The organism is Streptomyces sp. NPDC107471 (genome assembly GCF_055582845.1).
Genome location: NZ_JBVJPC010000001.1, coordinates 403372 through 426607 on the forward strand (window position 1 = coordinate 403372; position 23236 = coordinate 426607).

General features: G+C 71.6%; 23 protein-coding genes. 12 read left to right on the forward strand and 11 right to left on the reverse strand.

What is annotated here, in order from left to right:
* Positions 1-254: 254 nt before the first annotated feature.
* The 3 genes from ACZ66S_RS01790 to ACZ66S_RS01800 form a co-directional block, all read right to left on the reverse strand.
* Complete coding sequence (locus tag ACZ66S_RS01790; protein ID WP_469898938.1) at positions 255-1265, reverse strand: aldo/keto reductase; 1011 nt, start codon at positions 1263-1265, stop codon at positions 255-257.
* A 63-nt stretch (positions 1266-1328) separates the two neighbouring features.
* The gene (locus tag ACZ66S_RS01795) at positions 1329-1940 is read right to left on the reverse strand and encodes a LysE family translocator (protein WP_469898940.1); all 612 of its coding nucleotides are present in this window, start codon (positions 1938-1940) and stop codon (positions 1329-1331) included.
* Between the two features lie 82 nt (positions 1941-2022).
* Positions 2023-3405, reverse strand: coding sequence for a glycine--tRNA ligase (locus ACZ66S_RS01800; protein WP_469898941.1), 1383 nt, complete (start codon positions 3403-3405; stop codon positions 2023-2025).
* A gap of 131 nt (positions 3406-3536) precedes the next feature.
* On the opposite strand from ACZ66S_RS01800, the gene ACZ66S_RS01805 reads away from it, so the two are divergent.
* The 5 genes from ACZ66S_RS01805 (at position 3537) to ACZ66S_RS01825 (ending at position 9200) form a co-directional block, all read left to right on the forward strand.
* The gene (locus ACZ66S_RS01805) at positions 3537-4496 is read left to right on the forward strand and encodes a metal ABC transporter substrate-binding protein (RefSeq protein WP_469898943.1); all 960 of its coding nucleotides are present in this window, start codon (positions 3537-3539) and stop codon (positions 4494-4496) included.
* Complete coding sequence (locus tag ACZ66S_RS01810) at positions 4493-5275, forward strand: metal ABC transporter ATP-binding protein (protein WP_469898945.1); 783 nt, start codon at positions 4493-4495, stop codon at positions 5273-5275. The genes ACZ66S_RS01805 and ACZ66S_RS01810 overlap by 4 nt, the downstream gene beginning before the upstream one ends.
* Positions 5275-6177, forward strand: coding sequence for a metal ABC transporter permease (locus tag ACZ66S_RS01815; RefSeq protein ID WP_469898946.1), 903 nt, complete (start codon positions 5275-5277; stop codon positions 6175-6177). Before ACZ66S_RS01810 ends, ACZ66S_RS01815 begins: the two co-directional genes overlap by 1 nt.
* A 58-nt stretch (positions 6178-6235) precedes the next feature.
* Entirely contained in the window at positions 6236-6652 is a 417-nt protein-coding gene (locus tag ACZ66S_RS01820; RefSeq protein WP_469898947.1) for a Fur family transcriptional regulator, read from the forward strand.
* Between the two features lie 148 nt (positions 6653-6800).
* Positions 6801-9200, forward strand: a complete 2400-nt coding sequence (locus ACZ66S_RS01825) for a M4 family metallopeptidase (protein ID WP_469898948.1) — start codon at positions 6801-6803, stop codon at positions 9198-9200.
* Positions 9201-9230: 30 nt separating this feature from the next.
* On the opposite strand, the gene ACZ66S_RS01830 is transcribed toward ACZ66S_RS01825, so the two are convergent.
* From ACZ66S_RS01830 to ACZ66S_RS01840, 3 genes are all read right to left on the reverse strand, one after another.
* Positions 9231-10079 carry an isoprenyl transferase gene (locus ACZ66S_RS01830; protein WP_469898950.1) on the reverse strand — a complete coding sequence of 283 codons (849 nt, stop codon included), beginning with the start codon at positions 10077-10079 and terminating at the stop codon, positions 9231-9233.
* A 43-nt stretch (positions 10080-10122) separates the two neighbouring features.
* Positions 10123-10872: a DNA repair protein RecO gene (gene recO / locus ACZ66S_RS01835; protein ID WP_053851441.1), complete on the reverse strand. Its 750-nt coding sequence runs from the start codon at positions 10870-10872 to the stop codon at positions 10123-10125.
* Between the two features lie 102 nt (positions 10873-10974).
* On the reverse strand, positions 10975-11172 hold the full coding sequence (locus ACZ66S_RS01840; RefSeq protein WP_469899693.1) for a hypothetical protein: 198 nt from the start codon (positions 11170-11172) through the stop codon (positions 10975-10977).
* Between the two features lie 156 nt (positions 11173-11328).
* On the opposite strand from ACZ66S_RS01840, the gene ACZ66S_RS01845 reads away from it, so the two are divergent.
* From ACZ66S_RS01845 to ACZ66S_RS01855, 3 genes are read left to right on the forward strand one after another with little or no spacing between them, the layout of a single operon-like run.
* Positions 11329-12162, forward strand: a complete 834-nt coding sequence (locus ACZ66S_RS01845; RefSeq protein WP_469898951.1) for a helix-turn-helix domain-containing protein — start codon at positions 11329-11331, stop codon at positions 12160-12162.
* Positions 12144-12338 (forward strand): DUF397 domain-containing protein, encoded by a 195-nt coding sequence (locus ACZ66S_RS01850; RefSeq protein WP_469898952.1) that lies wholly within the window; start codon positions 12144-12146, stop codon positions 12336-12338. Before ACZ66S_RS01845 ends, ACZ66S_RS01850 begins: the two co-directional genes overlap by 19 nt.
* On the forward strand, positions 12338-13543 hold the full coding sequence (locus ACZ66S_RS01855; protein ID WP_469898953.1) for a GNAT family N-acetyltransferase: 1206 nt from the start codon (positions 12338-12340) through the stop codon (positions 13541-13543). The genes ACZ66S_RS01850 and ACZ66S_RS01855 overlap by 1 nt, the downstream gene beginning before the upstream one ends.
* On the opposite strand, the gene ACZ66S_RS01860 is transcribed toward ACZ66S_RS01855, so the two are convergent.
* Entirely contained in the window at positions 13533-14495 is a 963-nt protein-coding gene (locus tag ACZ66S_RS01860) for an FAD-dependent oxidoreductase (protein ID WP_469898954.1), read from the reverse strand. The two genes, ACZ66S_RS01855 and ACZ66S_RS01860, sit on opposite strands and share 11 nt — an antisense overlap.
* A 190-nt stretch (positions 14496-14685) precedes the next feature.
* Here ACZ66S_RS01860 and ACZ66S_RS01865 point away from each other — a divergent pair, with 190 nt between their 5' ends.
* Positions 14686-16185, forward strand: a complete 1500-nt coding sequence (locus tag ACZ66S_RS01865; protein WP_469898955.1) for an alpha/beta hydrolase — start codon at positions 14686-14688, stop codon at positions 16183-16185.
* A 58-nt stretch (positions 16186-16243) separates the two neighbouring features.
* The gene (gene bla, locus ACZ66S_RS01870) at positions 16244-17128 is read left to right on the forward strand and encodes a class A beta-lactamase (protein WP_469899660.1); all 885 of its coding nucleotides are present in this window, start codon (positions 16244-16246) and stop codon (positions 17126-17128) included.
* A gap of 4 nt (positions 17129-17132) precedes the next feature.
* Here the strand turns inward: bla and ACZ66S_RS01875 are convergent, their stop codons facing one another.
* Positions 17133-17558 carry a protein-tyrosine phosphatase family protein gene (locus ACZ66S_RS01875; RefSeq protein ID WP_469898956.1) on the reverse strand — a complete coding sequence of 142 codons (426 nt, stop codon included), beginning with the start codon at positions 17556-17558 and terminating at the stop codon, positions 17133-17135.
* 81 nt (positions 17559-17639) lie between these two features.
* Here ACZ66S_RS01875 and ACZ66S_RS01880 point away from each other — a divergent pair, with 81 nt between their 5' ends.
* Positions 17640-18167, forward strand: coding sequence for a SigE family RNA polymerase sigma factor (locus tag ACZ66S_RS01880; protein WP_469898957.1), 528 nt, complete (start codon positions 17640-17642; stop codon positions 18165-18167).
* On the forward strand, positions 18164-19081 hold the full coding sequence (locus ACZ66S_RS01885; RefSeq protein ID WP_469898958.1) for a hypothetical protein: 918 nt from the start codon (positions 18164-18166) through the stop codon (positions 19079-19081). The genes ACZ66S_RS01880 and ACZ66S_RS01885 overlap by 4 nt, the downstream gene beginning before the upstream one ends.
* Positions 19082-19153: 72 nt before the next feature.
* Here ACZ66S_RS01885 and ACZ66S_RS01890 read toward each other — a convergent pair whose 3' ends face one another.
* From ACZ66S_RS01890 to ACZ66S_RS01900, 3 genes are read right to left on the reverse strand one after another with little or no spacing between them, the layout of a single operon-like run.
* Positions 19154-19819: a response regulator transcription factor gene (locus tag ACZ66S_RS01890; protein ID WP_469898960.1), complete on the reverse strand. Its 666-nt coding sequence runs from the start codon at positions 19817-19819 to the stop codon at positions 19154-19156.
* Positions 19816-21099: a sensor histidine kinase gene (locus tag ACZ66S_RS01895; protein ID WP_469898961.1), complete on the reverse strand. Its 1284-nt coding sequence runs from the start codon at positions 21097-21099 to the stop codon at positions 19816-19818. Before ACZ66S_RS01895 ends, ACZ66S_RS01890 begins: the two co-directional genes overlap by 4 nt.
* Positions 21096-23171: an MMPL family transporter gene (locus ACZ66S_RS01900; protein ID WP_469898962.1), complete on the reverse strand. Its 2076-nt coding sequence runs from the start codon at positions 23169-23171 to the stop codon at positions 21096-21098. The genes ACZ66S_RS01895 and ACZ66S_RS01900 overlap by 4 nt, the downstream gene beginning before the upstream one ends.
* Positions 23172-23236 lie beyond the last annotated feature (65 nt).

The following is a 23236-nucleotide window of genomic DNA, read 5'->3' on the forward strand; positions in this document are numbered from 1 at the left end:
CGGCAGCACGATGCTCACCGCAGGACGGGCACGGCTCGGCCGACCCGCACGGCACCCACCCAGGGGCGCGGGGAACTGCGCGACCAGCCCCCACCCGCCCGCAGCAGCGACCGGCAGCACGATGCTCACCGCAGGACGGGCACGGCTCGGCCGACCCGCACGGCACCCACCCAGGGGCGCGGGGAACTGCGCGACCAGCCCCCACCCACCCGCAGCCGCCCCACGACAGCCACCGGCAACCGGCAGCACGGTGTTCACTTCTCGCTGTCCAGCATGGCCATCTGTGGCGCCGCGTACCGGTCGCCCGCCGCCGCGTCCGCCGGTACGGCCTCCTCGATGGCGGCGAGGTCGGCGGGCTCCAGGGTCACGTCCAGCGCGCCCAGGGCCTCCCCGAGCCGCTCGCGGGTCCTCGCGCCGACCAGCGGCACGATGTCGTCGCCCCGGGAGGCGACCCAGGCGATGGCGATCTGGGCGACGGTGACGCCCTTCTCCCCGGCGATCCTGCGCAGGGACTCGACCAGCGCGAGGTTGTGCTGGAGGTTCTCCCCCTGGAAACGGGGCGAGTGCGCCCGGAAGTCGGTCGCGGCGAGGGGCCGGTCGGCCGTGAGGTGCCCGGAGATCAGTCCGCGCGAGAGCACTCCGTACGCGGTGACGGAGATGCCCAGCTCACGCAGGGTGGGCAGGATCTCCCGCTCGGGGCCCCGGGATATGAGCGCGTACTCGATCTGGAGGTCGGCGATCGGGGCGGTGGCGGCGGCCCGGCGGATGGTGTCGGCGCCGACCTCGCTGAGCCCGATGTGCCGGACCCAGCCCTTCTCGACCAGTTCGGAGATCGCGCCGACCGTCTCCTCGATCGGCACCCGGGGGTCGAGCCGGGAGGGACGGTAGACGTCGATGTGGTCGACGCCGAGGCGCTGGAGGGAGTACGCGGCGAAGTTCTTCACGGCGGCGGGCCGGCCGTCGAAGCCGGACCAGCCGCCGTCCGGGTCGCGCAGGGCGCCGAACTTCACGCTGAGCAGCGCCTTCTCGCGCAGGGCGGCCGGGGCGGTGCGCAGCGCCTCGCTGATCAGGAGTTCGTTGTGGCCCATGCCGTAGAAGTCGCCGGTGTCCAGCAGGGTGACGCCGGCCTCCAGGGCGGCGTGGATGGTGGCGATCGACTCGGCCCGGTCGGTCTCGCCGTACATGCCGGACATGCCCATGCAGCCGAGACCGAGTGCGGAGACCTGGGGGCCGGTGGTGCCGAGGGTTCGGGTTCGCATCGTCATGACACCCACCCTGCCATGACAACTGACAGATTTCAATATCTGTCAGTTGTCACCAGCTACCCGTCACCCGTCCGTCGTGGCCAGCTTCGCCCCCAGCAGGACGAAGGACCCCGCGAAGCTCCGCCGCAGCCAGGCCATCACCCGGGGCCGTGAGATCACATGGCTGCGTACCGAGGCCGCGAGCACCCCGTACCCGGCGAAGACCACGAAGGTCGCCAGCATGAAGACCCCGCTCAGCGCCAGCATGCGCGGCAGGGCGTGCGGCTCGGCCGGGTTCACGAACTGGGGCAGGAACGCGAGGAAGAAGATCGTCAGCTTCGGGTTGAGGAGGTTGATCAGCACACCCCGGGCGATCACATGGCCCGGTGACCGGGGCGCGTCGCCCTGGTCGACGTCGATCACCGTCCTGTCCCGCACGGTCGCCCAGGCCATGTACAGCAGGTAGGCGACCCCGGCGTACTTGACCGCCTGGAACGCCAGGGCGCTGGCGTTCAGCAGCGCGGCCAGCCCGGTGACGGTGGCCAGGACGTGCGGCACGATCCCGAGCGTGCAGGCGAACGCGGCGACCACGCTCGCGCGCCGGCCGCGGGAGAGTCCGGCGGCGAGCGTGTAGACGACTCCGGTGCCGGGGGTGGCGACCACGACGAGGGTGGTGAGGAGGAAGGCGAGGCTCATGGGCCCCAGCCTGGACAGCGAACGGCCCCCGACACAGGGCCAAAGCCGGGCCTGTATCGGGGGCCAATGACAGCCGGGAGAGCTAGCAGCCGATGAGCCGGCTCGCCAGGTAGCCCTCGATCTGGTCGAGGGAGACGCGCTCCTGCTTCATGGAGTCGCGCTCGCGGACCGTCACCGCGTTGTCGTCGAGGGTGTCGAAGTCGACCGTCACGCAGTACGGCGTGCCGATCTCGTCCTGGCGCCGGTAACGGCGGCCGATCGCGCCGGCGTCGTCGAACTCGATGTTCCAGTTCTGGCGCAGGGTCTGGGCGAGGCCCTTGGCCTTCGGGGACAGCTCGGCGTTGCGGGACAGCGGCAGGACCGCGACCTTCACCGGGGCGAGACGGTGGTCGAGGCGCAGCACCGTGCGCTTCTCCAGCTTGCCCTTGGCGTTGGGGGCCTCGTCCTCGACGTAGGCGTCGAGCAGGAACGCCAGCATCGCGCGGCCGACACCGGCCGCGGGCTCGATGACGTACGGCGTCCAGCGCTCGCCGGCCTCCTGGTCGTAGTAGAAGAGGTCCTGGCCGGAGGCCTTGGAGTGGGCGTTGAGGTCGTAGTCGGTGCGGTTGGCCACGCCCTCCAGCTCACCCCACTCGTTGCCGCCGAACTGGAAGCGGTACTCGATGTCGGCGGTGCGCTTGGAGTAGTGGGAGAGCTTCTCGGCCGGGTGGTCGTACCAGCGCATGTTCTCCTCGCGGAGACCGAGGCCGGTGTACCAGTTCCAGCGCTGCTCCATCCAGTACTCCTGCCACTTCTCGTCCTCGCCCGGCTTGACGAAGAACTCCATCTCCATCTGCTCGAACTCGCGGGTGCGGAAGATGAAGTTGCCAGGCGTGATCTCGTTGCGGAAGGACTTGCCCATCTGCGCGATGCCGAACGGCGGCTTCTTGCGCGAAGCGACCTGCACCTGGGCGAAGTTGGTGAAGATTCCCTGCGCGGTCTCGGGACGCAGGTACGCCACCGAGCCGGAGTCCTGGGTCGGGCCGAGGTGGGTGGAGAGCAGACCCGAGAACTGCTTGGGCTCGGTGAACTGGCCCTTGTTGCCGCAGTTGGGGCAGTTCACGTCGGCGAGGCCGTTCTCCGGGGCGTGCCCCTTCTTGGCCTCGTACGCCTCCTCCAGGTGGTCGGCGCGGAAGCGCCTGTGGCAGGAGGTGCACTCGGTGAGCGGGTCCGTGAAGGTGGCCACGTGACCGGACGCGACCCAGACCTCGGGGGCGAGGATCACGGACGAGTCGATACCGACCACGTCCTCACGGGACGTCACCATGTAACGCCACCACTGACGCTTCAGGTTCTCCTTGAGCTCGACACCCAGCGGTCCGTAGTCCCAGGCGGCGCGCTGACCGCCGTAGATCTCACTACTGGGGAAAACGAAGCCCCGGCGCTTGCTCAGGCTGACGATGGTGTCGATCTTGTCGGCGGCCACGGTGCTCTCTTCATGACGAATGGACGGCAGCGAATGCCTCAGGTTACCGGCGTGGCCACCCCCGGTATCAAATCGGTTCGCGACCGGGACTTTGTTGACAACGGTTTCCATATTTGATGAAAATGACTGTCATGAACGTACGACGACGCTCCATACCCGCGGTGGCCACCGCCGCGGCCGCCGCTCTCGGCCTGGCCACCCTCTCCGCCTGCTCCTCCGACAGCGCCGCCGCGGGCGACACCGGCAAGTTCGACGTCGTCGCGTCCTTCTACCCGATGGCCTTCCTCGCCGAGCAGATCGGCGGCGACCACGTGAGCGTCACCAGCCTGACCGAGCCCGGCCAGGAGCCGCACGACCTGGAGATCAGCGCCCAGCAGACCGCGCGGCTCCAGGAGTCCGACGCGGTGCTCTACCTGAAGAACCTCCAGCCCTCCGTCGACGACGCGGTGGCCCAGGCCGGGGTCGGGACCACGATCGACGCGGCCACCCTGACCTCCCTGGAGGAGCACGGCAACGAGGTCGGCGGCCACGCGGCCGAGCACGACGACGAACACGGCGAGGAAGCGGGCGGCAAGGACCCCCACATCTGGCTCGACCCGGTGAAGTACGCCGAGGTCGCCAAGGGCGTCGGCGCCGCCTTCGAGAAGGCCGACCCGGACCACGCGGCCGCCTACAGGACCAACACCGCGGCCCTCGTGAAGAAGCTCGACGCCCTGAACACGCAGTTCGCGGAAGGGCTGAAGAACACCGACAGCAAGGTCTTCATCACCACCCACGCCGCCTTCGGCTACCTCGCCGAGCGCTACGGCCTGACCGAGGAGGCCATCAACGGCCTCGACCCCGAGTCGGAGCCGAGTGCCAACCGCGTCAAGGACCTTGAGAAGATGGCGAAGGCCGACGGCGTCACCACCGTGTTCTACGAGACGCTCGTCAGCGACAGGACCGCGAAGACCATCGCCTCCGACGCCGGGCTGAAGACGGACGTCCTCGACCCGATCGAGGGCATCACCGAGAAGTCGCGCGGCAAGGACTACTTCGCCGTCCAGGAAGCGAACCTCAAGGCGCTGCAGACGGCCCTGGGAGCGAAATGACATCGGAGGACGGCATGACCGAGCCCGTCGTATCCCTGCGCGGGGTCCGCGCCGACCTGGGTTCGCGGCCCGTCCTGCGCGGCATCGACCTCACCGTGCACCGCGGTGAGGTCGTCGCGCTGCTCGGCGCCAACGGCTCCGGCAAGTCCACCGCGATCCGCACGATCATCGGCCAGGTCCCCGTGGCCGCGGGGGAGGTCGAGCTCTTCGGCACTGCGCGCGGGCGCTTCCGGGACTGGGCGCGGGTCGGGTACGTCCCGCAGCGCACCACCGCCGCGGGGGGCGTCCCGGCGACCGTCACCGAGATCGTCTCCTCGGGACGGCTGTCCCGGGCCCGCTTCGGCGTGCTGCGCAAGGCGGACCACGCGGCCGTGCGCCGGGCTCTGGAGCTGGTCGGCATGGCGGACCGGGCGAAGGACTCGGTGAACGCCCTGTCCGGCGGCCAGCACCAGCGGGTGCTGATCGCCCGCGCCCTCGCCGCCGAACCCGAACTGCTGATCATGGACGAGCCGATGGCCGGCGTGGACCTGGCGAGCCAGGAGGTGCTGGCCCGGACGCTGCGGGACCAGGTCGCCGAGGGCACCACGGTCCTGCTCGTGCTGCACGAACTCGGGCCCCTGGAGCCGTTGATCGACCGGGCGGTCGTCCTGCGCGACGGCTGTGTGCAGCACGACGGTCCACCGCCGCGCGCGGTCGGCCAGCACGCCCTGCCCGGCCACGACCACGTCCACCCCCACGACCACGACCACGAGCCGATCCGTACGGGACTGCTGAGCTGATGGACTTCCTCGACTACGCCTTCATGCAGCGGGCCCTGCTCGCCGCCGTCCTGGTCGGCATCACGGCCCCCGCCGTCGGCATCTACCTCGTCCAGCGCCGCCAGGCCCTCATGGGCGACGGTATCGGCCATGTCGCGATGACCGGTGTCGGCCTCGGCTTCCTGCTCTCCTGGTCGCCGGTGTGGATGGCCACCCTGGTCTCGGTGCTCGGCGCGGTCCTCATGGAGCTGATCCGCTGGTACGGCAGGACCCGGGGCGACATCGCCCTCGCGATGCTCTTCTACGGCGGCATGGCCGGCGGCGTGATGTTCATCAACCTCGCGCCCGGCGGCTCCAACGCCAACCTGACGTCGTACCTGTTCGGTTCGCTGTCCACGGTCTCCGCGTCGGACGTGACGGCGATCTGTGTGCTGGCCGCGTTCGTGGTGCTCGTCACCCTGGGGCTGCGCCGGCAGCTCTTCGCGGTCAGCCAGGACGAGGAGTTCGCGCGGGTCACCGGTCTTCCGGTGCGCGCGCTCAACCTGCTGACGGCGGTCACGGCCGCGGTGACGGTGACCGTCGCCATGCGGGTGGTCGGACTGCTGCTGGTGAGCGCGCTGATGGTGGTGCCGGTGGCGGCGGCGCAGCAGCTCAGCCGGAGCTTCGCGGCCACCTTCGCGATCGCGGTGGCGATCGGTGTGACGGTGACCCTCGGCGGCACCGTGACCTCGTACTACCAGGACGTGCCGCCCGGCGCGACGATCGTGCTGCTGACCATCGGGGCCTTCGTCCTGCTGACCGGGCTCGCCACTCCGCTGGCCAGGCGACGGGCCCGGGCGGCGGCCGCCGCGCAGCCCGCCCCGGATCCCGCGGAGTGTGTGATTCCGGCCAGTCGGGGGGCGGACGGCCCGGTCGGCGTCTGACCGGGCACAGGCCGGGCTGGCACAATGGCCCGGCAGGCGCCGAACGAAGGAGGAACCCGTGACGACCGCAGGACCGCCAGTGAAGGGCCGCGCCACCCGGCAGCGGGCCGCCGTGGCGGCGGCCCTCGACGAGGTCGACGAGTTCCGCAGCGCACAGGAACTGCACGACATGCTCAAGCACAAGGGCGACGCCGTCGGTCTGACCACGGTCTACCGCACGCTCCAGAACCTCGCCGACGCGGGCGAGGTGGACGTCCTGCGCACCTCCGACGGCGAGTCCGTCTACCGGCGCTGCTCCACCGGTGACCACCATCACCACCTCGTCTGCCGGGTCTGCGGCAAGGCCGTGGAGGTCGAGGGCCCGGCCGTCGAGAAGTGGGCCGACGCGATCGCCGCCGAGCACGGCTACGTCAACGTGGCGCACACCGTGGAGATCTTCGGCACCTGCGCGGACTGCGCGGCCGCCCAGGTCTGATCCACAAGCAACTCACAGCGGAGCCGAGGGATAACCCTTGGCTCCCACTCCTCTGCATGACATGACCCGGTCAACCGTGCCACGCTCCGTCCAGCTCTCACGCAGGTCCCGCACGGCACCCCACCCCGTCGTCGCAGTAGGAGTACGAGTGAGACCCTCCTCCCGAAGATCAGCCGTCGCCGCGTCCCTGGTGGCCGCCGCGTCCCTCCTCGCCGTAGGCGTCCAGACGGTGCCGGCCGCCGCCGGCCCCGCCGCCCCCCACCCCGGCCCGCTGCGCACCGGAGGGCTGGAGACCCAGCTCTCCCCGGCCCAGCGCACCGCACTGATCAAGAGCGCCTCCGGCAGGGCCGGGGCGACCGCCGACTCCCTGGGCCTCGGGGCCAAGGAGAAACTGGTCGTCAAGGACGTCGTCAAGGACAACGACGGCACCCTGCACACCCGCTACGAGCGCACCTACGACGGCCTGCCCGTCCTCGGCGGCGACCTGGTCGTGCACACGCCCCCGGCCTCCCTCGCCGCCGGGACCGTGAGCACCACCTTCAACAACAACCGCCGTACCGTCTCGGTCAGGTCGACGACCGCCACCTTCGGCAAGGCGGCCGCCGAGTCCAAGGCGCTGAAGGCGGCCAAGGCGCTCAAGGCGGAGGACCCCGCGACGCAGAGCGCCCGCAAGGTGATCTGGGCCGGTTCGGGTACGCCGAAGCTCGCCTGGGAGACGGTGGTCTCCGGCTTCCAGGACGACGGCACGCCCAGCAAGCTGCACGTCGTGACCGACGCCGGCACCGGCGCCGAGCTCTCCCGCTTCGAGGGCGTCGAGACCGGCACCGGCAACAGCCAGTACAGCGGCACGGTCACCCTGGGGACCACACTCTCCGGGTCGACCTACCAGCTCTACGACACCGGCCGCGGCGGCCACAAGACGTACAGCCTCAACAACGGCACCTCGGGCACCGGCACCCTGATGACCGACTCCGACGACGTGTGGGGCACCGGCTCCGGCTCCAACACCCAGACCGCCGGGGTGGACGCCCACTACGGCGCCCAGGAGACCTGGGACTTCTACAAGAACACCTTCGGCCGCAGCGGCATCAAGAACGACGGGGTCGCCGCCTACAGCCGCGTCCACTACAGCTCGGGGTACGTCAACGCCTTCTGGGACGACGACTGCTTCTGCATGACCTACGGCGACGGCTCGGGCAGCACCCACGCGCTGACCTCGCTGGACGTGGCCGGGCACGAGATGAGCCACGGCGTGACGTCCAACACGGCCGGGCTCAATTACACCGGTGAGTCGGGCGGCCTCAACGAGGCCACCTCCGACATCTTCGGCACCGGCGTGGAGTTCTACGCGGGCAACTCCTCCGACGTCGGCGACTACCTCATCGGCGAGAAGATCGACATCAACGGCGACGGCACGCCGCTGCGTTACATGGACAAGCCGAGCAAGGACGGCGGCTCGGCGGACAGTTGGTACTCGGGCGTCGGCAACCTCGACGTGCACTACTCGTCCGGGCCCGCGAACCACATGTTCTACCTGCTCTCCGAGGGCAGCGGCACCAAGACCATCAACGGCGTCACCTACACCAGCACGACCTCCGACGGGGTCGCCGTCGCCGGGATCGGCCGGGCCGCCGCCCTGCAGATCTGGTACAAGGCGCTGACCACGTACATGACGTCCAGCACCAACTACGCCGGGGCCCGCACCGCCGCCCTGAACGCGGCGGCCGCCCTGTACGGCACCAACTCCACGCAGTACGCCGGGGTCGGCAACGCCTTCGCGGGCATCAACGTCGGCAGCCACATCACCGTGCCGTCGACCGGCGTGACGGTGACCAACCCGGGCAGCCAGTCCAGCACGGTCGGCACGGCCGTGAGTCTCCAGATCGGTGCGAGCAGCACCAACGGCGGCTCACTGACCTACACGGCCTCCGGACTGCCCGCCGGCCTGTCGATCAGCGGCTCCACGGGGCTGGTCTCCGGCACCCCGACCACGGCCGGCAGCTACAGCACCACGGTCACGGCGACCGACAGCACGGGAGCCACCGGCACCGCGTCCTTCACCTGGACGGTGAGCTCGTCGGGCGGCGGTGGCTGCACCTCCGCGCAGCTCCTCGGCAACCAGGGCTTCGAGTCGGGCAACACGACCTGGACCGCCAGCAGCGGTGTGATCACCAACGACAGCGACCAGGCCGCCCGCACCGGCTCCTACAAGGCGTGGCTGGACGGCTACGGCTCCACCCACACCGACACGCTCTCCCAGTCGGTGACGATCCCCAGCGCCTGCACGGGGACGAAGCTCACCTTCTACCTGCACGTCGACACCGCGGAGACCACCACCAGCACGCAGTACGACAAGCTGACGGTGACCGCCGGATCGACGACCCTGGCCACGTACTCGAACCTGAACGCGGCCTCCGGGTACGTCCAGAAGTCCCTCAGCCTGTCGGCCTACGCGGGCCAGACGGTCGCCCTGAAGTTCACGGGCGTCGAGGACTCCTCGCTCCAGACCAGCTTCGTCGTCGACGACACCGCGGTGACGACCGGCTGATCCCCTGAGCGACACGGGGCGGGTCGGAGGTCAGTGCTCCGGCTCGCCCTTCATCGCTTCCTCCATGGCGAGCAGCTCCTCGTTCGGCACGGCCCCGCCGAAGCGGCGGTCCCGGGAGGCGAACTCCACGCACGCCCGCCACAGGTCGCGGCGGTCGAAGTCCGGCCACAGCACGTCCTGGAAGACCATCTCTGCGTACGCGCTCTGCCAGAGCAGGTAGTTGGAGGTGCGCTGCTCGCCGCTGGGCCGCAGGAAGAGGTCCACGTCGGGCATGTCCGGGTAGTACAGGTACTTCGCGAGGGTCTTCTCGGTGACCTTGGACGGGTCGAGGCGGCCGGCCTTCACGTCCTCGGCGAGGGCCTGCGCGGCATCGGCGATCTCGGCGCGGCCGCCGTAGTTCATGCAGAAGTACAGCGTGAGCTTGTCGTTGCCCTTGGTCTGCTCCTGGGCGACCTGGAGCTCCTTGGCGACGGACTTCCACAGCTTGGGCATCCGGCCCACCCAGCGCACCCGGATGCCGAGCTCGTCGAGCTGGTCGCGGGTCTTGCGGATGAAGTCGCGGTTGAAGTTCATCAGGAAGCGGACCTCGTCGGGCGAGCGCTTCCAGTTCTCGGTGGAGAAGGCGTAGAGCGAGATGTTCTTCACGCCGGCCTCGATCGCGCCCTGCAACACGTCGAGGACCCGCTCGGCGCCGACCTTGTGCCCCTCGGTGCGGGGCAGGCCGCGCTCCTTTGCCCACCGGCCGTTCCCGTCCATGACGATCGCCACATGCTCGGGGATCAGCTCACCGGGGAGCTTCGGCGCGCGGGCACCCGACGGGTGCGGCTCCGGCGCCCTGTACTCGCGCCGCCGGCGCCCCAGGATCCCGTTTACGACCATGGTGCTTCTCGTCTCCTCAGTGGTGCTCTACGACTGTGGTGCTCTACGACTTTTCCACGTACCGAAGTGAGCGCAGCCCGCGCTCCATGTGCCAGTGCAGGTAGGCGGACACCAGCCCGCTGCCCTCCCGGACGTACCGCGGCTCGCTCGCGTCCGCGGTCTCCCAGTCTCCCGTAAGCAGCGCGGCGAGGAGTTCCAGGGTCTGCGGCGACGGTACGACGCTGCCGGGCACCCGGCAGTCCACGCAGACCGAGCCGCCCGCGGCCACCGAGAAGAAGCGGTTCGGGCCGGTCATGCCGCAGCGCGCGCAGTCGCTGAAGCTCGGGGCGTAGCCGTTGACCGCGAGGGAGCGGAGCAGGAACGCGTCGAGGACGAGGTGGGGCGCGTGCTCGCCCCGGGCGAGGGTGCGCAGGGCCCCCACGAGCAGCAGGTACTGCTGGACGGCCGGCTCGCCCTCGTGATCGGTGAACCGCTCGGCGGTCTCCAGCATGGCCGTCCCGGCGGTGTACCGGGCGTAGTCGGAGACGATCCCGCCACCGTACGGCGCGATCGTCTCGCTCTGCGTGCACAGCGGCAGCCCGCGCCCGACCAGCTCGCTCCCCCGCGCGAAGAACTGCACGTCCACGTGGGAGAACGGCTCCAGCCGCGCCCCGAACTTCGACTTCGTCCGCCGCACGCCCCTGGCCACGGCCCGCACCCGGCCGTGCCCGCGCGTGAGCAGCGTGATGATCCGGTCCGCCTCGCCCAGCTTCTGCGTCCGCAGCACGACCCCGTCGTCCCGGAAGAGACTCATCGCACACCCCCGCGCCGGGTGCGCGGCGCGGTGCCCTCTTCGCGGAACAGACTCATGAGTCCATTCTCGCCTACCCGGGACCGTGCTCGCCGGTGTCCCCGGTTACGGCCGGCCCTCCTCGGCGGACCCGAACCCGCCGGTGATCTTCGGCTCCTCCGCCGGGGTGTCCTCCCGGACGGCCTCCGGTGCCGCGTCCCACTCCCGGCCGCCGCCGTGGGGTCTGAGTTGGACGTACGGCCCCTCGTGCCCCATCACCACGCCGGACCTCCCGGTACGGGTGTCCACGACGTACGAGCCCACGGGCAATTTCCTCACCGATTCCCTCCAGACGCCGATTCCCGTGAACTCCCCGCCTTTTTCCGGTTTCACTCTTCCCGTCTCCGCGGTGGCCTTCTTTCCCTACACTCGGCAGGAGTCTGTGCACTACAAGTGCAAAGCTGAACAAGGGGGTTGGCCATGGCCAATGGTTCACGGCAGGCGGCATGGGAGTTCTTCGGAACGGAACTGCGGCGACACCGGGAGGAGGTGGGGATGACCCAGGCCGAGCTGGGATCACGCGTCTTCGTCTCCGGCGCTTATATCGGGCAGTTCGAGCAGGCTTTTCGAAAGCCGCAACTGGATATCTCCCAGCGGATCGACGAAGTTCTACAAACCGACGGTATTTTCGAGCGCCTGTGCAGGAAGCTCATCGACGACAAGCGGTATGCGGATTACTTCGCGCAGGTGGTGGAGTTCGAACGCACGGCGACGAGGATCTGCGAGTTCGCGCCGACGGTGGTGCCGGGCCTGCTGCAAACGGCCGCTTATGCCGGAGCCGTGACGATCGCCGCGAATCCGTTCGTCACGGACGAGTACGTCGAGGAGAAGGTCGCCGCCCGCCTGGAACGGGCACGGATCCTCAAGGACGCGACCAGGCCCGAGTATTGGGTGGTCCTGCACGAGAGCGTGCTGCGCATCCCGGTCGGTGGGCCGCAGTCCATGGCCGAGCAACTGGACTACATCGCCCGGCTGATGCAGGACCGCAAGGTGTGGCTGACGGTGGTGCCGTTCGCGGCCGGGGCCTACGCCTCGATCGCCGGGATGCTACAGCTCATGGAGTTCGACGACGCACCTCCACTCGCCTATACAGAGACGGCGTTTTCGGGAACGCTCATCGACGATCCGGCCGTGGTGAAACGGGCGCAGCGCGCATACGATCTGCTCAGGGTCGCCGCGCTGTCGCCGGAGGCGTCCCTGGCCCTGGTCGAGTCGGCGGCGGAGGACTTCAGACGATGCGCGAGTACGACCTGAGCAACGCCCGCTGGCGCAAGAGCAGCTACAGCAACGGCGAGGGCGGTAGCTGCGTCGAGGTCACCGACGGAGTCCCCGGCGCCCTGCCGGTCCGCGACTCCAAACTCGGCACCGACAGCCCCGTCCTCGTCTTCCCCACCGACACCTGGACCCAGTTCCTCGGGCTGCTCAAGTAGTGACCGAGCGGCCGGTACGGGCGGCCCGCCCCGGCGATCTGACCGCGCTGCGCTCCCTGCTGGCCGATGTCTGTGAACCGCGGGACATCCCGTCACCGGCGCTCCTCGCCGAGGCCGTGGACCGGGACCTCGTGCGCGTGGCCGTGTCCGACGGGGAGTTGGTGGGGTGTGTCGCCGCGGAGACACCGTCCCCGGGGCACGCGCGGCTGACCGTCGTCGCCGTACGGGAGGAGTCGCGTCGGCAGGGAGTGGCCGCACGGCTCCTCGACGAGCTGCTGCACGCGCTGCTCCACCGGCCGGACGAGCCGCCGCTGGTCTCCGCGATGGCACGGACCGACCAACTGGCGCTCACGAGACTGCTGTTGGGGTGCGGGTTCATAGGGACCCGGGTGATGCGGCTGCCCGGCCGGCCCGTCCACTACCAGTACAAGTCCCGCGTGGAGTACATCGATCCGGAGGCCCGGCATCTCGTGCCCGTCTCCGCGCGCGAGCAGCTCGCCGAGTCGCTCGCGCCCGCCGACCACGCGGTGACGGCACTGGTGACCCTGGGCGGTGAACCCGCCTTCGAGATCGCCCGGTTCGAGCGCGACGACCCCGCCGCCCTGCAGTCCGGGGAGGCCGCTGCCGGTATCGCCTTCTCCGGTTCGATCCTCGCCGCCGTCACCTTCCTGCTGGGCTTCGCGTTCTCCTCGACCCGGTTCCCCGACGACGTACGGCTGCTGCTCATCGGGGCGACCTTCGCGACCGTGCTGTCGCTGATCGTCTACGCGAGCGCGTCCGGCGAGCTGGCCCGCATCCGCTCCAACTCCTTCGGCCGGATCATGAAATGGGGGAACGTCCTCTCCGAGTACGGCGGGGTCCTGCCCTTCGTGATCTCGCTGCCCGTCACCTACGCGCAGGCCAGCGGTGATCCCTGGACCACCATGGTCCTGGCCGTGGTCCTCAGTGCCGCGATCGGCTGGTACGAGCGCTCGGAGTTCTCCATCGCGCACCGGTTCCGCCGCAGCCGTACCGAACTGGCCCTCAAGGTGTTCACCGCCGCGTCCCCGACCGTCGGCGCGGCGCTGGTGGCGGCGGACGCGACGAGCTGGCCGTGGACCATCGCCCTGATGACGGTGCTGGTGGCGCGGACCTGGCTGTATCTGTTCCGTCGGGGCGCGGAGGCGGACATCGCCGAGCGCCGGCAGTGGCGGATCAGGGCGTAGTGCCCAGGGCGGCCCGGACCCGGTCCACGACCTCCCGGGCGCAGCCCCAGGACAGGGTCACACCCGCTCCGCCGTGGCCGTAGTTGTGCACGAGGAGGCGGTCGCCGTGTCTCTCGTCGGTGAGCCGGACGCCGGTGCGGACCGGGCGCAGGCCCACCCGCTGCCCGATCACCCGGGCGCCGGCGAGCTTCGGTTCGACCGCCGTGCAACGCCGTACGATCTCCCGGGCCGCGTCCTCGTCGGGCCGCAGGTCCCAGGCGCCGGGCTCGGCGGTGCCGCCCAGGACCACCGCGTCGGCGTGGGGGTAGATGTAGGTGAGATCCTCGGCGCCGGGGGTGTCGTCGCAGAAGAAGGTGTCGATGCCCGGGTTCTCGACCACGACGAGCCGGCCCCGCACCGCGTCCACCGCCGGGTCGTCGGCGAGGAACCGGGCTTGCGCGCCGGTGCAGTTGACGACCACCGGGGCCTCGCGGAGGGCCTCGCCGAGGGTGTGGTGGCGGCGCCTGCGAACGATTCCGCCGGCCCGCTCCAGCCGTCGTTGCAGATGGTCGAGGTAGCGGGGCATGTCGACGAGCGGGGCCCGGTAGCGCCAGCCGGTGACATAGCCGTCCCGGAGGTCGTCGGGCGGGCACGGGAGCGCGCCGACCACCGTGCCCCAGGACGGCATGTCGCAGGGGATCGTGGACTCGTGGGTGCCCTCCCGCAGCCGGACGCCGGTGTCCGGGTCCGTGCTCAGCGCGGTCAGCTCCGCCAGGGTCCGGCGGCTCCAGCGGTCGACCAGGTCACGCGGCTCGACGAGGTACGGGTCCCACATCGCGCCAGCGGCGGCCGAGGTCGAGGCACCGGGCAGCCGGTCGGTGTCCACCCGGACGTCCAGGCCCGCCTCCGCGAGACACACCGCCGTGGTGAGGCCCGAGACCCCGGCGCCGATCACCACCACACTGGCCGCCACCACTGCCTCGCCTCCGTCATCGGGGCCTTCGAGACTAACCGAACCGGCACAAACACCCCCACCGACACTTCGGCCATTCACGGGGGCACCCCGAGACGGGGAACCCCCGACCCCTGAGGGGGTAAACCCCCCTGTTGATCGGGCAGTTGACCGGATGGGGCGACGGCGGCCGATCCGCGAGGCTCCTCGCATGAAGCAGACGACCAAGAGCCTCGCCCTGATCGCCGCCGCCTCCGGTGCCGTCCTCGGTGTCCTGACCCCGCTGTCCGCCTCCGCCGACTCCGGCACCCCGGCACTGAAGTGGACCAGGTGCGAGGGCAGCGGCCTCGATCCGCGCCAGCAGTGCACGACCGTCTCGGTGCCCATGGACTACGCGGACCCGGGCGGCCCGAGCATCGAGATCGCCGTCTCCCGCATCCCCGGCGAGAACCCGCGCGCCCGGCGCGGTGCCCTGCTGCTGATCCCCGGCGGACCCGGCGGCGACAGCATGAACGACCCGTCCGGGAAAGGGCAGAGACTGCCGAAGAAGGTGCGGGACGCCTACGACCTGATCGGCTTCGCACCGCGCGGGATGGCCCCGTCGACGGCCGTCGACTGCGGCCTCGAACACCGGGACCTGGCCCGCACGACCCTGCTGCCCTGGCCGTCCCCGGACGGCTCCGTCGACGCGACCATGGCCGCCGGCAAGCGCATCTCCGAGGCCTGCGAACGCAACGGCGGCGAACTGATCCGGCACATCAGCACCCTCAACGAGGCCCGTGACCTCGACCGCGTGCGGGCCGCGCTCGGCGAGCGCAAGGTGTCCGCGTGGGGCGTGTCCTACGGCACCTATGTCGCCGACGCCTACCTCCAGTTGTTCCCCCGGCGCACCGACCGTGTCGTCCTGGACAGCAACGACCACGCGGACCCCGTCCTCGGGGAGCGCGCCTGGCTCAACGCCTTCGAGCAGGGCGTTGAGGACAACTTCCCGGAGTTCGCCGCATGGGCCTCCGCACCCGGCAACCCGGACCGCCTGGCCGACACCGCCGCCGAGGTGCGCCCGCTGTTCCTCCGCCTCGCCGCCCGCCTCGACCGCGAGCCGATCCCCTGGCCGGGCAACAACCCCGAGGAGCTGAACGGCAACGTCCTGCGCCAGGCGATGCTCGACTCCTTCTACGACCCGGAGGGCTACCCGGACCTCGCCAGGCTGATCCTCGCCGCCCGGAAGGGCACGGTGCCGGCCGCCCCGGCGGGCCCGCCCGAGGCCGTCCTGCAGAACTACACCGCGGTCGGCGCCGCCACCATCTGCAACGACGTCGACTGGCCGGACGACCCGGAGGCGTACCGCGCGGCCGTGGCCGAGAGCCGCTCCCGGTACCCGCTGACCGGGGGCATGCCGAGGAACGCGATGCCGTGCGCCGCCTGGCCGTGGGAGCCGAGGGAGGCGCCGGTGCACATCACCGACCGCGGCCCGTCCAACATCCTCATGGTGCAGAACGCGCGGGACGTGGCCACCCCGCTCAGCGGCGCCCTCAAGCTGCGCGAGGCGCTCGGCCGACGGGCCGTCATGGTCGTCAACGACTCCACCGGCCATGACGCCTACCTGGACAACGGCACCGCGTGCGGCGACGCGGCCGTGTCCCGCTTCCTGGCCACCGGCCAGCGGCCCGCCGAGGACCTCTCCTGCCCGCGTGACGCAACCAAGGGATGAGCCCTCGGCGTCGATCATCCAAGAGACCGGTAACCGTCACCGAGCAAAGGAGAGCACGATCTCAGGCTCCGGAAAACTGTCCCGACGCACCCTGCTGGCCGGTACGACCGCCGCCGCCACGCTCCTGACCGGCACCGGCGCTCACGCGGCCGACGGCGTCACCGCCCGGCTCCGCGCGCTGGAGGAGCGCTACGGCGCCCGGCTCGGCGTCTTCGCCCACCGCCCCTCGACCGGACGGTCCGTGCGGTACCGCGCCGACGAGCGCTTCCCGATGTGCTCGGTGTTCAAGACCCTCGCCGCCGCGGCCGTCCTGCGCGACCTGGACCGGCACGGCGAGGTGCTGGACCGCCGCATCCACTACACCGAGGACGACCTGGTGATCCCGGGCTCCGACCAGACCGCGGCACATCTGGCGGAGGGCATGACGATCGCCGGGCTCGCCGAGGTGGCCATCACCTACAGCGACAACACGGCCGGCAACCTCCTCCTGCGCGAGATCGGCGGCCCCACCGCGATCACCCGCTTCGCCCGCTCCCTCGGCGACCGGGTGACCCGCCTGGACCGCTGGGAGCCCGAGCTGAACACCGCCGAGCCGTGGCGGCGCACGGACACGACAAGCCCGTACGCCGTCGGCCGCACCTACGGCAGGCTGGTCCTCGGCGACGCGCTGAACCGGCGGGACCGGGAGCTGCTCACGCACTGGCTGCTGCACAACACGACCAGCGTGAACCGCTTCCACGCGGGCCTGCCGAAGACGTGGACGATCGCCGACAAGACCGGCAGCGGCTCCTACGGCACCGCCAACGACGTGGGTGTCGTCTGGACCGGGGACGGCGACCCGATCGTCCTGTCGGTGCTGTCGACCATGCCCGCGCAGGACGCCGTACGGGACGACGCCCTGGTCGCCGACGCGGCCGCGGTGGTCGCCGGCGTCCTCGGCTGACCGGTCAGAACCGGCGGACGTACCGCCGCTGCCAGGGGGTCTCCACCGCTCGCCGGTGGTAGTGCGTGCGCACGTACGCGACCGCCTCCCGCGGCGGTACGCCGTCCAGGACCGCCAGGCAGGCCAGGGCCGTCCCGGTGCGGCCCCGGCCGCCCCCGCAGGCGATCTCGACCCGTTCCGCGGCCGCGCGTTCCCAGGCGTCCACCAGGACGTCACGGGCCTCCCCGTGGTCCGCGGGCAGCCGGAAGTCCGGCCAGCGGACCCAGCGGGAGGCCCAGGGAACCTCCGGCGGGCCGTCCCCGAGCAGATAGATGCCGTACGCCGGTGGCGGCGCGGCCGGATCCAGCGGGTACCGCAGACCGCGGCCCCGCACCAGACGCCCGGACGGCAGCCGCACAATGCCTTGCCCGTGTTCGTCCCACCCCTCCATGCCCCCATTCGAACCCGTCATCGACGAGCGGGCAACCGAATCCGCTCCCCCGGTGGTCTGGTGGGCGAGGGAGGGTGCCAGATGCAGGCCGAACTAGAGGACCGGTTCCAGGAATTCGTCAGAGCCAGGTGGTCGCACCTCGTGCGGACCGCCTACCTGCTCACCGGCGACGCCCATCACGCCGAGGACCTGACGCAGACCGCGCTGGCGAAGGCGTACCGCTCCTGGCGGCGTGTGTCGGGCAGCGACAACCCGGAGGCGTACATCCGGCGGATGCTGGTCACCTGCAACAGCGACCGCTTCCGCAAGCGGCGCGTGAAGGAGTCGCTGACCGACGCGCCGCCCGAGCGCGCGGGCCGCGACGAGGCCGTGGCCCGGGTCGACGAACGCGGTGTGCTGATGGCCGCGCTGGCCCAACTCCCGCCCAGGCAGCGGGCCGTGGTCGTGATGCGCTACTGGGAGGACCTGTCGGAGGCGGAGGCCGCCGAGGTGCTCGGCTGCTCGCAGGGCACGGTCAAGAGCCAGGCGTCCAAGGGACTGGCGAAGTTGCGTACGTATCCGGGGCTCGCGCAGGTCATGGACCGCGCCCCGCAGGGAGGCACGAGATGAGTGAGGAAGCGGAGCGGGACTTCGAGGAGCAACTGCGGGAGCTGCTCGCCGAGGACGCGTACACGATCCGGCCCGCGCCGGTGCCGTACCCGCAGATCCGCCGCCAGGGCGTCGCCGAGCGGCGCCGGCGGGTGGCGGTCGCGGGAGCGGTCCTGGTGACCCTGGCCGCGGTGCCGGTGGGGGCGTTCGCGGTGGGCGGCGGCGGGACGGGGACGGCCGACACGGCCACGACCCCCACGGCTTCGGCGAGCGCCCGGCCGACCACCGCCCCCTCCCCCACGCCCACCGGGCCCGCGGGGCCGGCCACGGCGGGGCAGCTCCGGGACGGGATCACGCTGGAGCAGGCGGCGGACGGGCTCGACAAGTGCCTCGCCTACGACCGGGACCGCGTGACCCACGGCGGCCTGCCCTCCGCCGACCTCGGCGCGGCCGACGAGTACCGGATCATCCTGGCGCTGGAGAGCACCGGTGACTCCAACTCGCCCGGCGACGGCATGTTCGTGGTCGCCGTGAAGGAGAAGCCGAGGCAGACCCGGCTGATCTGCAACGTGAAGAACGGCGAGGCGTCGGGGCTGAACACCAGTGTGGGCAGCGACCGGCAGCCGGACTCCCCGCCCGTGCTGGCCGACGTCAACGCCAACAAGCTCTACCAGCAGTCGTTCCTGGACAAGGGCAAGTGGCGGCTGCCGTTCGGCTGGGGCTTCATCGGCACGGTCGAACCGGGCGTGGCCGAGGTGACCGTCTCCTACGGCGGCGCCGCCACCGAGGCGGTCCTCGACCACGGCTGGTTCGTCGCCTCCGGCACCCTGAACGCCCAGGTCACCAGGAGCCCGCACGTCAAGGGCTACGACCGGGGCGGCCGACTGGTCTACGACTCCGACGAGGACAAGACGTACCAGCGGGACCTGCCGTAGCGGGACACCGGGATCGGGGGCGCCGTACAGGGGTCGGCGCCCCCGCACCCCGTACGGGAGGACCGGCGCGCGCTACGGGGTGCCCGGGGTCACCATGCCCGACTCGTAGGCCACGATGACCAGTTGGGCCCGGTCCCGGGCCCCCAGCTTTCCCATGATCCGGCTGACGTGGGTCTTGGCGGTGAGCGGGCTCAGGCCCAGCGCCTCCGCGATCTCGGTGTTGTTCAGGCCCCGCGCGACCAGCGCCAGCACCTCGCGCTCCCGGTCGGACAGGCATTCGGGGCCGCCGCCCGTTACCGGTACCGAGGGACTGCGCAGGAACCGCTCGATCAGCCGTCCGGTCGGCCCCGGGGACAGCAGCGCCTCGCCGGCCGCCACCGTGCGGATGGCGTCCAGGAGTTCGGCCGGCCGGGTGTCCTTCACCAGGAAGCCGGAGGCGCCCGCGCGCAGTGCCTCCACGATGTTCTCGTCGGTGTCGTAGGTGGTCAGCACCAGGACCCGCACTCCGGCGAGGTCCTCGTCGGCGGCGATGAGCCTGGTCGCCTCGATGCCGTCGAGGTCGGGCATGCGGATGTCCATCACCACCAGGTCGGGCCGCACCGCGCGGGCCACGGCCACGGCCTCCCGCCCGCCCGCCGCCTCTCCCACGACCTCCATGTCCCGCGCCGACTCGACGAGCATGGCGAACGCGGCCCGCACCAGGGTCTGGTCGTCGGCGAGCAGCACACGGATGGTCATACGGTTCCCTCCCCCACGGCGAGCGGCAGCGCCGCCGTCACCTCGAACCCGCCGTCCGGGCGTGGTCCGGCGTCGAGTGTGCCACCGACGCTGCGGGCCCGCTCCCGCATGCCGACCAGCCCGAAGCCGGGGGTACCGCCGGGGAGGGGGCCGGTGCCGTCGTCGGTCACCGAGACCCGCAGGGCGCCCGGTTCGTCGTACAGCCTCAGGCGGACGGCGGGTGCGGGGCCCGCGTGCCGGACCGCGTTGGTGAGCGCCTCCTGGACGATCCGGTAGGCGGCGGCACCCACGGCGGGCGGCGGGTCGGTGCGCACGCGCAGGTCCTGCTCGACGCGGGCGCCCGCGAGCCGCGCGGCCGCGACGAGGTCGGGCAGTCCGTCGAGGCCGGGCAGCGGGCCGCGGGTGTCCTGGGGGCCGTGTTCGCGCAGCACCTCCAGCGTCGTACGGAGTTCGCCGCGCGCGGTGCGGCAGGTCTCGGCGATGTCGTCGAGGGCCCCCGCGACCGCTCCCCGGTCCAGCCGCTCGGGGTCGGCGGCCAGGACGTGCGCGGCGACCGAGGTCTGCACGCCGATGAGGGTGATGCTGTGGGCGAGCAGGTCGTGCAGGTCGCGGGCGATGCGCAGGCGCTCCTCGGCGACCCGGCGGCGGGCCTCCTCCTCGCGGGTCCGTTCGGCGCGGACCGCGCGCTCGACGATGGAGGAGACGTACTGGCGGTAGTAGCGGACGTCGATGCCGCAGAACAGGACGGCGATGATCCAGCCGGAGGTCTGCAGCAGTTCGAGGGCCCGGTGGGCGTTGACGGTGAGCATCACGGTCAGCGAGACACTCAGCACGGCGGCACCCGTCAGGACCGTCCGCAGGGGACGGCCGGTGACGGCGACCGTGTAGAGGGCGACGTAGGTGACGAGGGTGGGGGCCGCGTGGTTGTTGTCGAGGGCGTGGTACGGCGCGATCAGCACCACCATCGCGGCCAGCACGAGCAGTGGGCGGCGGCGGCGCCACACGAGCGGCACGTGGGCGGCGAGCAGCAGCGTCCAGCCGAGGGCGTCCGGGCGGCGGCCGTCGTCGACGAACAGGCCGCCGCAGACGGCGGCCGCCGCCAGCACGACGGCGAGCAGCGCGTCGTTGCGGGTGCCGTGCGGGGCGGTCCGCGGGTCGCGGTTGACCGCCGCCATGATCCGCTCGCCCAGCCGGGGTCTCGTGGTCTCCTGCACGGTGCCATCCTCGGGCCGGAGGGCGCCCTTCCGGGAGGGAAGAGCGCCCTGGAGCGATTTCGTCACACCGATTCCGGCTGGCGCTCGGCCGGTACGGGCGGCTCGGGCGCCCGGGACAGCGCCCCCGGCCACCACACCTTGCGCCGCAGCGCGACGGCCGCACTGGTGACCAGGTAGGTCCGCACGAGGAAGGTGTCGAGCAGCACGCCCACCGCGATCACGAACCCCAGCTCGACGAGCTGCACCAGCGGCATGTTGACGAGCACCGCGAAGGTGGCCGCGAGGACGAGTCCGGCCGAGGCGATGACCCCGCCCGTGGTCCGGAGCGCGGTGAGGGCCGCGGTGACCGGTTCGGCGCCGGCGAGGGACTCCTCGCGCATGCGGTGCATCAGGAAGATGCCGTAGTCCACGCCGAGGGCGACCAGGAACACGAAGGACAGCAGCCCGAGCCCGGGATCGGTGCCCTCGAAGCCGAACACCGGCCCGAAGACCAGCCCGCCGATGCCGAGGGCCGCGGCCCACACGGCGACCACGGCGGCCACCAGGAGCAGCGGCGCGACCAGGGACCGCAGCAGGGCGACGAGGATGAGCAGCACGGAGACGAGGACGATCGGCACGACGATCATCCGGTCGCGGCTGTTGGTGTCCTTCAGGTCGAGCTGCTCGGCGCTGGGCCCGCCGACGTAGGAACCGTCGAGTTCGGCGCGCAGGGCCTTGATGGTCGCGGTCTCCCCGGCGGACTCGGGGGCGTCCTTCGCGGTGACGGAGATCTCTGTCCAGCCGTCCCCGGTACGGCCCTTGGCGGCGCTGTCGACGCCCTCGGTGCCGCGGACCGCGGTGAGGGTGGCGTCGGCGCGGTCGGCCGGGGTGATGACGGTGATGGGCTGGGTGCCCCGGTCCGGATAGGCCGCGGCGAGCGTGCCCATGGCGGCGACCGCGTCGGGCTTGCTGGTGAAGGAGTCCTCCTGCTTGAGGCTGCCGGGCAGGTTCAGCACGCCGAGCGCGAGCGCCCCGAGCAGCACCGCCCCGCCCGCGAGCACGGTGAGCGGGCGCCGCCCGGCCGAGCTGCCCATGGCGGCGAACAGGGACCGGCGGACCTTGGGGGTGCTGCCGTAGCGGGGCACGAGGGGCCAGAACACCCGGCGGCCGAGCAGGACCAGGACCGCGGGCAGCAGCGTCAGCATCGCGACCAGCGCGACCAGCACCCCGACCGTGCCCAGCGGGCCCATGCCGCGGCTGCTGTTGAGGTCGGCGGCGAGCAGGCAGAGCAGTCCCGCGGCCACGGTCCCGGAGGAGGCGAGCACGGCCGGCCCGCAGCCCCTCAGCGCGGCCGCCATGGCGTCGTAGGGCCGCTCGGTCCGCCGCAGCTCCTCCCGGTAGCGGGAGACGAGCAGCAGGGCGTAGTCGGTGCCGGCGCCGAACACCAGGATCGTCATGATGCCCCCGCTCTGACCGGTGACCGAGGTCCCGAAGCCCTGGTTGAGGCCGTAGGCGACGGCCCGGGCCAGGAACTCCGACATGCCCGCGACGCCGAGCGGCACCAGCCACAGCAGCGGGCTGCGGTAGATGAGGATCAGCAGCAGGGCGACGACCCCGGCGGTGGTGTAGAGCAGCGGCCCGCCGAGCGAGTCGTAGACCTCGCCGGCGTCGGTGGCGAGGGCTCCTTCCCCGCCGACGTCGACGCCGAGGCCGTTCCCGCCGCGGGCGACGTCCCGCACGGCGTTGACGAGCCGGTCGCGGGCCTTCTCGTCGGTGCCCGGCTCGGTGCTGGCGACCGGGTACATCAGGGTGGTGCCGTCCGCGGACGGCACGCCCCGCGGCTCGGCGGTCAGCGCGTGCTCGTCCGCGATCCGCCCGATCTGGTCGGCCGCGGTCGCCCGGTCGGCCGCCGTCAGCCCGCCGTCCCGGTGGTAGACGACGACCATCTCGGTGGCCTCGCCCCCGGGCAGCCGGTCCTGGACCCTCGCGACCTGCGTCGAGTCCGCGCTCGCCGGCAGATAGTCCACGGCCCGGTCGTGCTGCACGTCCCCGAGCTTCGACGCGAACGGCGACACCGCGGCCAGCACCACGATCCACAGCCCCAGCACGAGCCAGGGCACGGCCCGTCGTCGCCGTGCGCTCATCTTTGCGGCCCTCATCGACGGGCCTCCCTCCGGTCGGACGTCTGGGTTCGGTTCCAGACTTCCGGCGCGAGGGCCGTGGT